9 protein-coding genes and 1 pseudogene are annotated in these 11,822 nt (G+C 64.2%); 6 read left to right on the top strand and 4 right to left on the bottom strand.

Annotated features, from left to right (window positions below):
* The first annotated feature begins 411 nt into the window (after positions 1 to 411).
* The 4 genes from ACFU5V_RS42795 to ACFU5V_RS42780 all read left to right on the top strand — a co-directional run bounded on the left by ACFU5V_RS42795 (position 412) and on the right by ACFU5V_RS42780 (position 4,496).
* A complete protein-coding gene (locus ACFU5V_RS42795; RefSeq protein ID WP_378707448.1) occupies positions 412 to 1,470 on the top strand; it encodes a hypothetical protein in 1,059 nt (352 codons plus the stop codon).
* Positions 1,471 to 1,476: 6 nt separating this feature from the next.
* A complete protein-coding gene (locus tag ACFU5V_RS42790) occupies positions 1,477 to 2,463 on the top strand; it encodes a hypothetical protein (RefSeq protein ID WP_378707446.1) in 987 nt (328 codons plus the stop codon).
* Positions 2,464 to 2,547: 84 nt separating this feature from the next.
* The gene (locus ACFU5V_RS42785; protein WP_378707444.1) at positions 2,548 to 3,840 is read left to right on the top strand and encodes an adenylosuccinate synthetase; all 1,293 of its coding nucleotides are present in this window, start codon (positions 2,548 to 2,550) and stop codon (positions 3,838 to 3,840) included.
* A gap of 8 nt (positions 3,841 to 3,848) precedes the next feature.
* Positions 3,849 to 4,496 (top strand): NUDIX hydrolase, encoded by a 648-nt coding sequence (locus ACFU5V_RS42780; RefSeq protein WP_124396542.1) that lies wholly within the window; start codon positions 3,849 to 3,851, stop codon positions 4,494 to 4,496.
* 426 nt (positions 4,497 to 4,922) lie between these two features.
* On the opposite strand, the gene ACFU5V_RS42775 is transcribed toward ACFU5V_RS42780, so the two are convergent.
* Together ACFU5V_RS42775 and ACFU5V_RS42770 are read right to left on the bottom strand one after the other, a co-directional pair.
* Positions 4,923 to 5,351 (bottom strand): nitroreductase family deazaflavin-dependent oxidoreductase, encoded by a 429-nt coding sequence (locus tag ACFU5V_RS42775; RefSeq protein ID WP_378707442.1) that lies wholly within the window; start codon positions 5,349 to 5,351, stop codon positions 4,923 to 4,925.
* A gap of 370 nt (positions 5,352 to 5,721) precedes the next feature.
* Positions 5,722 to 5,964 carry a hypothetical protein gene (locus tag ACFU5V_RS42770; RefSeq protein ID WP_378707440.1) on the bottom strand — a complete coding sequence of 81 codons (243 nt, stop codon included), beginning with the start codon at positions 5,962 to 5,964 and terminating at the stop codon, positions 5,722 to 5,724.
* Between the two features lie 1,121 nt (positions 5,965 to 7,085).
* On the opposite strand from ACFU5V_RS42770, the gene mihF reads away from it, so the two are divergent.
* Complete coding sequence (gene mihF / locus ACFU5V_RS42765) at positions 7,086 to 7,403, top strand: integration host factor, actinobacterial type (RefSeq protein ID WP_072951036.1); 318 nt, start codon at positions 7,086 to 7,088, stop codon at positions 7,401 to 7,403.
* 98 nt (positions 7,404 to 7,501) lie between these two features.
* Here mihF and ACFU5V_RS42760 read toward each other — a convergent pair.
* Positions 7,502 to 7,786: pseudogene (locus ACFU5V_RS42760) on the bottom strand (histone-like nucleoid-structuring protein Lsr2); the annotation flags it as partial.
* A gap of 567 nt (positions 7,787 to 8,353) precedes the next feature.
* Between ACFU5V_RS42760 and ACFU5V_RS42755 the strand changes: the two are divergent.
* Positions 8,354 to 8,833 carry a helicase associated domain-containing protein gene (locus ACFU5V_RS42755; RefSeq protein ID WP_072951035.1) on the top strand — a complete coding sequence of 160 codons (480 nt, stop codon included), beginning with the start codon at positions 8,354 to 8,356 and terminating at the stop codon, positions 8,831 to 8,833.
* Between the two features lie 253 nt (positions 8,834 to 9,086).
* Here the strand turns inward: ACFU5V_RS42755 and ACFU5V_RS42750 are convergent, their stop codons facing one another.
* Positions 9,087 to 10,202, bottom strand: coding sequence for a hypothetical protein (locus ACFU5V_RS42750; RefSeq protein WP_378707437.1), 1,116 nt, complete (start codon positions 10,200 to 10,202; stop codon positions 9,087 to 9,089).
* Between the last annotated feature and the right edge of the window lie 1,620 nt (positions 10,203 to 11,822).

The following is an 11,822-nucleotide window of genomic DNA, read 5'->3' as shown; positions in this document are numbered from 1 at the left end:
GCACCACCCGTTCGCGACCACCAGCCACCTCAGCCGGGGCCGGAATTCGTGACGATCAGTGGCCGAACTGGGGCCTACTCAGGTGACCACACCCATTCCGATCTCGATCACTCGATACTGCCACCTTTGGTGCAGTCGCGAAGACCGCCCACCCTTTCGCACCGACCTACGACCGGTCGTCGATTCACCGTCAATGACCTGCGGTGGCGGAGTGATGGTGCCGCTGTCTCATGTGACCGAGTCGTTCACACCAATCGGGGCCGACTCCAGGTGTGAGTGAGTGGGGATCGCGGCGATGCACTCGTGGGTTCCGCCGACATAGGTGGCCATCGATCGACATTGCTTCGACCGATCCCAGCGGTGGGATTGCACTTCCTTGTTTTAGTCACCTAGACTAAAACTATGGAAACGATGATCGAGGCACTCGACGTCGTCGGCGCGGCAATCGTGCCGAGCGACCTGTTCGGCCCCATCACCCACGACCCGGCAGCTCAGCGCGCCGCCCGCCGGCGGTTCCACCGCCTGTCGGTCCTGATTCACCCGGATCGGGTTGATCCGGCGTACACCGCCCGCGCCGCATCGGCATTCACACATGCGTCCGACCTGTACCGCCGCTGGCAGCGCGCCACGACCACCACGGACGCGGCCACAGCCACCGTCGTGGACGGCAGAAACGGCTCCTACCGACTCGAGACCCGGCACGCCCGCGGCTCGATCGCCGACCTGCACCATGCCACCGACAGCGGCGGCGCGGGCGTGGTGATCAAGGTTCCACGCGATGTCGTCTCGAACGCTCTGATCGATGCGGAGCGGGCCGCGCTCACCGAGATCGCGGCGTCCGCCGAGGACGGGAACGACTGGTTGCGCGCGTACTTCCCGCAACTGATCGACCACCTCACCCACGCCGACCCTGTGACCGGCGCCCGGCGACAGGTGAACGTGCTGGACTCGCTGACCACCGGATTCGTCACCCTCGCCGAGGTCCAGGCCGGCTACCCGGATGGGCTCGATCCGCGGGATTGGGTATGGATGCACCGGCGGCTGTTGCGGGCGCTGGCCGCCGCGCATCGCGCCGGGTGGGTGCACACCGCGGTGACCGCGGACAACGTGCTCATTCACCCTGAGCGGCATGGGGTGGTGCTGGCCGGATGGTCGTTCGCCACCCGCCCCGGCACCGTTCCTCTGGCGACGATCCCCTCTCGGCGGGACCACTATCCACCGGAATGTTCCACCGACTCCCCCGCAACCCCGGCCTGGGATGTCTTCATGGCACATCGGTTGATGCTGACCATGCTCTCCGATACGGCCCCGGACCGCCTGCGCGCGTTCGCCCGCGGCTGCCTGCAACCCCAACCTGGTCTGCGACCTGACGCCGTCGATCTGCTCGAGGAGTTCGACGACCTGCTCGACACGCTCTACGGGCGGCGACGCTTCCGCCCGTTCACCATGCCCACCACGAAAGGACAGTGATCCACCATGGGATACGGCAAGTGGGATGACGACACCTACACCGCGGCCAAGACGTTCCGCGCCGCCCGCGGCGTCGACGACTTCGGCTACACCAGCGCGATGTACGCACAACCGATGGATCAGTGGAAGGCCGATCCGACCCTGGACCCGCTGGGCGTGACCGTGCGGGAATGCCGGGATTCAGCCGGGCACCCCGAGTCGCTGGCGATCGCCGTGCTCTTCGACGTCACCGGCTCGATGGGCGCGGTACCGCGGATCATGCAGAACAAGCTCGGCAAACTACACGGTCTGCTGCAGCGCAAGGGCTACGCCAACGACCCGCAGATCCTGTTCGGCGGCATCGGGGACGCCGACTCCGACCGAGTGCCCCTGCAGGTCGGTCAGTTCGAGTCCGGCAACGCTATGGACGAGCAACTCCGCACCATCTTCCTCGAAGGTAACGGCGGCGGTCAGAAATCTGAAAGCTACGAACTGGCCGCATATTTCATGGCCCGTCACACCGCCACGGACGCGTGGGACAAACGCGGCCACAAGGGCTACCTGTTCATTATCGGCGACGAACTGAACAAGGCCCGACTGTCGGCCCGGCACGTGCGCACGGTGATCGGCGACGACCTCGACCGCGATGTCACCGTCGAGTCGGTGTACCGGGAACTCGAACGGCGCTGGAACGTCTACTTCGTACTACCGAATCAGTCCGCGTACTACCACGATCCCGAGATCGCGGAGCACTGGCAGCGCCTGCTCGGGGAACGGTTCCTCAAACTGGACGACCCGGGCGCGGTGTGCGAGCTGATCGCGCTGACGGTCGGCATGGGCGAGGACCGCATCGACCTCGGCGAGGGGCTGGCGGACCTGCGTGACGTCGGCTCCGCCGCCGAAGCGGACACCGTCGGTCACGCGCTCGCCGCCCTCGGTGCGGCGCGGGCCCCCGTCGCGGTGAGCCCATTGCCGATCGATCCTGCCGGCAGCGACGACGTGTCCTTCACCTGACACCCGTTCGAGAGGCAGGGCTTCCGATTCCCGCGCCGGGTGCGAGCCCCGCCTCCCGACTCCCCCTCTACGACAGGAGATCCCATGACCACGGTGTTCGGTGACCGCGACATCATCGTCGTCGACCTGGGCTTCGGCGACGCCGGCAAGGGCGCCACCGTCGACTGGCTCTGCTCACCGGACGCCGGCCTCGATGTCGCAGCCGTCGTCCGGTTCAACGGTGGCGCGCAGGCCGCGCACAACGTCGTTGTCGACGGTCGCCACCACACCTTTTCCCAGTTCGGGTCCGGGACCTTCTCCGGCGTCCCGACGGTGCTGTCGAAGCATGTCCTCGTCGAACCGATCGCCCTCGCCGCCGAGGCCCGCGCCCTGACCGGGCTGGGTGTGCCGAATCCGCTCCAGTTACTGCACATCGACGCCGCCGCGCTACTGACCACCCCGATCCACGTCGCCGCTAACCGTGCCCGCGAGGATGCCCGCGGTAACGGCAGGCACGGCTCGTGCGGCAAGGGCATCGGTGAGACCGCCGCCTACGCCCTCGATCACCCGGACGCACCCGCCGTCGGAGACTGCCACCGCCCAGCCGTTCTGCGCACCAAACTCTCCGCAATGGCCGACCACTATCGGGACCTGATCGCCCCCAGCGTCCATCGGTGGCCCGACCTCGACGACATGGTCACGATGTACTCCGAATTCGTAGCCGCTGTCCGGATCGCCGAGGATGGCGATCTCGCGGCCCTCGCCAACCAGGGGCGCTTGGTTTACGAGGGCGCACAAGGAGTGCTGCTAGACGAGTGGCGCGGGTTCCACCCGCACACCACCTGGTCCACCGTGGAACCGAGCAACGCGCGCTCCCTCTCCGCCAAGCACGGTCGCGGCAGCCACGTGCTCGGCGTCACCCGCACCTACACCACCCGGCACGGTGCAGGGCCAATGCCCACCGAGAACCCGACACTCGGCGCGGTCCTTCCCGAACTTCACAACGACACCGGCAGCTACCAGGGCACCTTCCGGATCGGGGACCTCGACGAGGTACTGCTGCGGTACGCCGCAAACGTATGCGGCAGCGTGGACAGTCTGGCCGTCACCCACCTCGACGCGGTGACCCGCGCCGCAGCCGAGGGGAACCCCATCCGCAGCGCACGCCGGTACCCCGACGTCGGCGACCTACTGCCTCTCGGACCGTGGCGGGACCTCGCGCATCAGCAACACCTCACCGACGTCCTGTCCGCGCTCACCCCCGACACATCGGAGTTGCCGACCCATCCGGCAGACGTCGCGACGCGCCTCGGATCGCTGGTCGGCGCACCGGTGGTACTCACCTCCAGCGGTCCCAGCCGGGCCGCCCGTCACGTCCGTGAGCCCGCTATCGCATGATCACAGGTGTGGAACAGTCATCCGTCTCCGTCGATGTGGTCGCTCTCCGGTTCGGCAACCCGGAACCCGACGCGCTGCGCTACGGCGTCGCGCCCCGCCGCTGGGAGCCGTACACCGGGCACACGGCCTTGCCCGGTGTCCTTCTCGGCGCCGGTGAACGCCTAGAAACCGCCGCCCGCCGCGCCGTCACCACCAAACTCGGGATCCCGGACGACGCGATCCTGGCAGTGGGACAACTCGCGGTGTTCGACGAGCCCAGCCGCGACCCACGCGGGCCGACCCTCTCCATTGCCATGTGGGCCGTCATCACCGCCGACAACATCACCACCGACCCCGCCGCCGCGACGCAGTGGCGCGGCTTCGACGAACACGGCAGCCTCGCCTTCGACCACGACCGCATCGTCGCCGCCGCACGCCGCATCCTCGCCACCAGCCTCCTTTGGCGGGACACAACATTCACCCGGGCGCTCCTCGGCGCCGAATTCCCCGCCACCCACGCCGTCACCGTCACCACCGCACTCGCCGGCAACCGGCCCGATCAAGGCAACCTCAATCGCACGCTCAAGGCGATACCCGGACTCGAACGCACCGACGAACGCGTCCGAGTACAAGCCACCGGCCGCCCCGCAGTCGTATGGCGTTGGACCACAACATAAGAGACACCACACCCACCCGCGCCGACACCCGGCGCCAAGCACACCCCTGAGCCGCGACCCATTGGGCTCAACCGTGAGCGTGCAGACAGCGACGGGGTCCGGGGCTCGGCTGTTCGACGGCCCCATCCCAGACTTGAGCACGATCACCGGGGATCGACCAATGCACAGTGCACGCCCACGAACCGCAGAAGTGTCGCCACTCATCCGATCAAGTTCAGTGAAGGGTCGAACCATCGCCTTGGCCGCACCTGAGCACATCGGCTCGTCAGACACGTGCTCAGACGCCCCCGACCACACCAGCGGCAGAGCCCGCCACAACCCTCCCGTAACATTCCAGCCTGTCCCCGGCGGCCAACCTGCGGGAACGGTGCACCCGAGCGCTCGGAACGGCCCGGATGCCCCACCTGCCCGGACCCTCATCGACTCTCACCTGCGGCGCAGCGCCAGCACGGGAATTGTCCGGATGCCCGCAGTCTTCTCCGCGTAGTCGGCAAAGCCGGGATACCGCCGCGCTTGCTCGGCGAAGAGGAGATCGCGCTCCTCGCCTGTCACCTCATCGACGGTTACCGCGTATTGCTCGGTGCCCCGTTCGATCTCTGCCTCACCGGCGGTGACGAGGTTGTAGTACCAGTCGGGATTGGTCGGTGCGCCCGCCTTGGACGCGAAGACGTAAGTCGTGTCCGGATCTTCCTCATCTGGCAGATACATCATCGGGCTCACCCGATCTCGCCCGGTCTTCCGGCCCCGGTGGTGAACCAGCACTACCGGCGCACCCTCGAATGGGCCACCAACTCGGCCCTCGTTTGCCCGGAATTCAGCAATGATGTTCGCGTTCCAGTCGTCGGTGCTACTCATTCGGCAGATTCTCCTCTTTCGGCACAGGATCGGTCAGCAATCGGGTCGACGCGGTTGCCTCCGTGTCGCACCCGGTCTCATTCAGGGCGCGCTCCGATTTTTCAGGCGCACCCGCAACCGTCTATTTTCTCGTACTCGTGAACCGTCCACCGCCACACCGCAGGCCATAGGCGAGCCTCGGCAGATCAGCGAGTCCCTTCTAGATTCGCGGCCGGATTGGACAGCAAATTTCGGGACTGCCGCGGTATCGGTGAAAGCGCCGGAACAATGCCCAGTCGCATGCTCAGACTGATCTCGGGGAAGCATTGACAAGCCCGTCCGAACGTTCGCGGACCACACAGTCAGTTTGTGCCGCCCCTTGCCCGGAGTCCTATTTGCCGATATCGACGGTGAGGTCCTCGATGTCGGCGAAAACCAAACGCCCGTCATCGAGGGCCACCGCCCACCGATGCACCGGTGCCCATTCGTGGCCACGTTCGGCGGTGTCGGTCAGCTCGGCGTAGTCCTCGACGATGACGCCGGTCGCCGCCTCGGATCGCCTCCGCACCAGCACCCGGGTACCCACGCCCAACACATCGGATGACGCCTGCTTCTTCTCGCTCTCGTCACTCATGAACTGCACCTTCCCTCTGTCCTCGGAGTACAAGCATGGCTCGAGCTCGTCCACCAGCCGAACTCACGCCGCCAGCCGCTGGGCGCCCAGTTCAGCGTGGGATGGCGGGGCCTTCCCTGGCCATGGACGTAATGGCCGTGTGTGCGGCCGCACCTGCGGATCACAGTCCGGTCGACTTCTTGCTCCCAGCGTTCGGAGTAACTCCATATCCCACGGGTACTCCCGACCTACGCTGCACTCCGGGCTCGACGGTCCCGGTAGCAGCCAGGCCCTCCCGCCAGCGCTCCCCTTCGCTGGCCGGAGGGCCGTCCGCCGCCCACGGCTCGCGGCCCCGGCATCAATGGGTCCGCCCCCTACTACTTCTGGCCGCTGGGCCGACGCTTCTCAGGATGACCGAAGCGCACAGCGGGAGCCGAGTGGATCGGCCAGCGGAGATTCGACACTCATAGATTGGTCCCCGACAATCCTCGCGTCGGAACGATGGTTCACTTCACTCGTCGCGGGTGCCACCGAGCTCGCCATCATCGCGCTCCGGCTCGGATCGGCTATCTGGGCGCACCTCCGTGTCAGGCCATTTAGCGAGTTTCACCCGGTGGAGGCAGGGGATCTTCCGCACGTATCCGTCCTTGGTGACACACCGCTCACCAATCCCTACACGGCAGTGCGGACATGGGATATGGGCAACGAACTCGAATGGATCCATCGCTCACCTCCACGGCTGTAACCTCGTAATACGACTATGACCGACCACGACGAATCATGCAGCACCGACGCACACCCCACCACCGATACCATTGCGCAATCCACTTGCAGCACGAAACTGATAACCGTCGCCGAATCGACTGCGCCAGCACAGATAACCGGCAGCACGCCGCCCCAAGCTCATACCTCTGAAATTACTGAGTCGGCAGCTTCGCAAATTACTGAGTCGGCAGCTTCGCGACGATGACAACCCACACGACATACTGTTCGAATACACCGTCGGCCACACCCGTAGACGTCACAACCACCACCCGGAGCTCGGTCCCCACTGATCTGTACGCGGACATGTCCGTTCCACCTGGCACGATGGCAGTGACAGCCAGACGAGCTGGCCGAACAACGCAACAAGGAGCACCATCATGGCACTACCTGTCTTGACACCGGAACAACGCGCCGAGGCACTGGCGAAGGCGGCTGAAGCCCGCAAAGCGCGTAGCGAACTCCTCGCAGCAGTGAAAGCTGGAACCCTCAGTGTCGAAGCGGTGCTCACCAAGGCCGAGACCGACGAAATCGTGAAGAAGACGAAGGTTTCGGCGCTGCTGAAGGCGCTCCCCGGCGTCGGATCAGTGAAGGCTTCGAAACTCCTCGAAGAATTGGCGATCGCCGAGACCCGTCGTATCGGCGGCCTCGGAGCCAACCAGCGCCAGGCGCTGATCGAAGCGTCGTCTGACTCCTGACCTCGGAACTGCCGCAGCCTCCGGCCAACTCGAAATGAGCTGGCCGGAGGCTGTTTTGTCGACGCCGCGAGGTCTTGGCCGCAGTGAGCTGCACTGTACGATTCCCCGATCTGATCGGGGATATGCCAGCGCGTGGACAGCTCGTGACCCTCCGTGGTCGGCCATTCTCGAATCTCTTTTGCGCGCTTACGACCCCCGCAGGGTCGACCATGCATTCTTCCACCGACGCGAGTTGCTTGATCGATGTACAAGGTGAGAGTGCTTTGGAAATTCCTGGCGTTCTTGGCCTTCAGATCGATCTGGTAGTCGACACCGTCGCGAGAGAACGGACCGGTCTGCTCTTTTTCGTTCTTGATCGAAGTCCCGTCGATACGTTCGACCACAATCGCGCGCGACAGTTCCGTTCCCTCACTGTCGAACACCCGGAAACACTACTCCGAGATAATGTTCGTATCTCAAACGATGGCAGGTTTCGACAGGACATCGCGGATTCCAGCCGAGTAGAGCTCGATCAGTGCCGCTCGCCGCACGCTGGCGGTCATTGGCATAGAACCTGGTCAGGATAGACGCTCGTCTCGTTGGAACCGCGGAAAGTCCATGCAGTCCACATCCCGCCAACCGCACAGCCTCTCATCGGTGGAGGTTGACCGGCATTCCCGACGCACCGAGAAACCACGACTTCCCACCGCCGGCTGAAACTTCCAGACCTGCACGGCCTGAACACCAAGCGCAACGAGGAATCTCCCTTGGCCAGAAATTGTTCTGGCGGGCGAGCGGAGCGAGAGGACACGATCGATCGATCTGAGGTGGCCAGATACTCGGCGCCACTACGGCAGTCGCTTCACCATGATCGGGTGATTTTCACGACACACGGGCAATGTGGTTGACATAGCGTAAGAAGAAGCTATGTACTTTACAAATATTTAGATTCCACAGAAGGACTGATCTCGATGCGTACTTACCGGTCCGCAGCCTCGGCGCTGGAGCTGTACTCAGCATTCCGGCAACAACATCCTCACACAGCTATACCCGAGAACTACCTTACCGAATCTGGTTTCCAGCTCGGTCGCTGGCAGTACCGCCAGCGCGTCGCTCGAATGCTCGGCACACTTCCGGAAGAGCGCATACGTCAGCTCGATTCAATTGGATTCGTGTGGAGCGACGACGATGCCCCGCTCCCCGCCATAACTCGCACCGACAGTAAGCGCCGCCGGATGCTGGCCGAAATCGCCGCTTACCGTGAACAACACGGCAACGCGCTCGTGCCCGCGAACTATGTCAACGCGGATGGCGAGCAAGTCGGCCAGTGGCTCTACCGGGCCGTGAAGAAGTGGAGAGCAGACGCGCTACCCGAAGACGAGCGGGGTCCACTTGCGGCGCTCGGGGTCTCCCCCGGTCCTCGCCCACGCGGACCGAGAACCGCCGCATAACGCACATCAACTCCCAGGCGAGCGAGAATCGGACTCCAAATTGGTCCCACTCGCGGCCGTTACGTCCGAGATCGGAGACCTGACTGCACGTCGCGCCAGTGCGCGGAGGACGCCCCCATTCGGCACAACCCTTCGCGCCTCACTTGTGCTGAACCGGCGCGATCACTCAATGAACTGGCACGCTCACGCGCGCATCGTGCACCGGATGTCGCCCCTGGACCTGCTGCCCGCCGGCAGTCTCACCGACCAGAGACTACGACAGGCCCAGTTGCGCCAACAGTTCCTCTGTCCGACCCAAGATCGCCTCGGTTTTCCTGTCAATCTCTTCAAACGCGTCAGCAAGATCCCCCAAAGCCCGGACATCCGCGTACTTCCGAGCAATAGCAGCCTCGTACTGTTCGTTGAGCTCGTCCGGCGTGAGCTCGACGCCTTCTATCCCGACCTCGAATCCATCGCCTCGGGGCGGAGAGAAGTCTTCAGCTTTAGCCTCCCTTGCAGTGGGCCGAGGATCCAGCGGCTCGGACCGGGTATGTCTCGATGAGGCGGCGCCCGTCAGATGTGCAGCGACGATCGCCGCAACCGCTCTGCCCGACAGCCCGCGCCGATCGCGACGGACCGCAGCGAAATGTCCCCACTGATCGAAGCTCGGCAGCAGAGGGCCATCTTGGTTCTCCCGCAGAGCCGGCAGTGTTCCGTAGGACTCTGCGGTGCCATCTGCATTCTCGTGACTTCTGATAAGACTTCGAGCAAGGACCCGGTTCGAGGGATAGCGATCAAAGAACGCTTGGAGCCGTGCCCATCGCAGATAGATCGCGACGGGACAGCGCTGTGGGTTGTCCCGTGCTGGGTGCAGCTGCAGGTCGTGCCCGCCGCCGACCACCACGATCTTCCCGTCATACGTGACGTCACTGCGTTGCAGGTAGCCCACTTCAGTCGCTGATACTCCGTTGATGCAGTGGAGCACAAGGAGTAAAGCGTCCCTCCGCCCAAACATGCCCTGCAGCCAACCGGAAGTCGGAAGTGCCACCATTGCCTGAGTGGCGGCGCGAGTGAGATCGTCCCGTTTGGTTGCGCGTACCGACAGCACCTGACGGATTGCTCGCGCAGACCCAGGCGCCGGGTACCCAGTGGCGGTGTGTACCCAATTGATCGCTGCCACGCGTCGCCGTTGGGTCGCACGCGCTGCAGGATTTTCGTCGAGGAAGCTCGCAAGAGCGAGAGGATCTGCGGGCAATGCCACTGCTTGGAACGCTGCGCACCAATCAGCGAACAACGCCCAGTCGTATCGATAGCCCGAACCCTGACCCTTGTCGACGAACAGAGCGGAAACATTCTGCCCGCCTGTGAATTCCGTCTGACCGTTCGTCACTGCTCAAGGTTAAGCAATCCGCGGCGAGCAATCACGCTTCGGAGACTTTGTGTCGCCATGAAGACTGCCCTCGGCCAAAGCTGGTTCACTCGCTCGCAACACCGGGCGTGACCCCAGGTCGCCAAGTGCATATGGATCACGACAACTGCGAAACGTCGAGGAGGCGCTCTGCAGTAGGACCGGCCCTCAATGACTGACCACCTACCCTGCTGACCACCTCGTCCGGATAGCCGGCGAGGGCTGCACGCCGCCGTATCGCAGCGTGAATCGCAGAGCCGGACAGCGTTGCCGCACTGATGTTGCCGTTCGCGCGTATTGCGCGGAACACAGGCACCGCGGGGTCGGGAACTACTGGCGGCGCGAAAGAGCAGACGTGGCTGTCGAACTCCTCATGCCCGCGAAGCAATCGCATCACGCCCGGACGACCGGACTCGTAGACATTTGCAACTACCTCCAGCCAACGCCGGTAGGCGCACGGAGCACACATCGAGTGATCCCGCGATAGAGGGACATGCTTGACGAAGTCGTCGTCGACGGGACCGTCATGCGATCTACCACGCCGGACACGCAGATCGCCACGGCGAGAGAACGTTACATCGTCGACAGCTAGCATCGACAGTTCCGATCGCCGATACGCCCCCATGAACCCCAACAACAACAGCGCGCTGTCGCGGCGCTCCCGTGCGCGCTTGACCCAAGTCGTCGCGTCTCGACGACTCACGTCGACAATTTCTTCGAGCTCACCGAAGCGAAGTGGGTACGCCCTCCTGGTTGGCCGTTCACCATTGTCCCTATAGATCCCGCGGACACTCGAAACTGCGGCCCTGACGCAAGCCGCTTCGCCCGGCACAGGTAGTCCAGAATTGCGATGCCAGTAGTTGATGGACGCCACCCACCGGTTCAACGTCGCAATCGAATACATCCGATCACCGGCCCCGGAACGTCTCGCCGCGTTCTCACTTACATACTCCGCGACCACCTCTGGATCTACGGGCATCATCGAAATCCCACGGTCCGCACACCAACTCGCGAATCTGACCCAGTCCTGCCGATAGTTGCGCGCAGTGCTGGCGGAATGCGACCGGTAGAGATCAGCCACGATACGAGCGTCAACTCCCGGCAACGACTCCGATACGCCAACCGAGGAACGCGCGCGACTCCCCTCTGCAGATGGATGCTTCGATGGGGGTGGCGTGTCTTGATGACTCACGTGGACATCATTGCAGGCGAAGGTGTCAGTTTCGAGAATTCTCGGCGCGCGGCGACTCGGTCGGCACCCCACCAGCGGAGGGCCGTGCAGGTTCGTGATGCACGGTGCATCACCAGCGGAGGGCCGTGCAGGTTCGTGATGCACGGTGCATCACCAGCGGAGGGCCGTGCAGGTTCGTGATGCACGGTGCATCACCAGCGGAGGGCCGTGCAGGTTCGTGATGCACGGTGCATCACCAGCGGAGGGCCGTGCAGGTTCGTGATGCACGGTGCATCACCAGCGGAGGGCCGTGCAGGTTCGTGATGCACGGTGCATCACCAGCGGAGGGCCGTGCAGGTTCGTGATGCACGGTGCATCACCAGCGGAGGGCCGTGCAGGTTCGTGATGCACGGTGCATCACCAGCGGAGGG

This window comes from Rhodococcus sp. NPDC057529 (genome assembly GCF_042802055.1).
GTDB lineage: Bacteria > Actinomycetota > Actinomycetes > Mycobacteriales > Mycobacteriaceae > Rhodococcus_F.
Note: the sequence above shows the minus strand (reverse complement) of the source record. Positions and strands in the feature narration are given on the sequence as shown.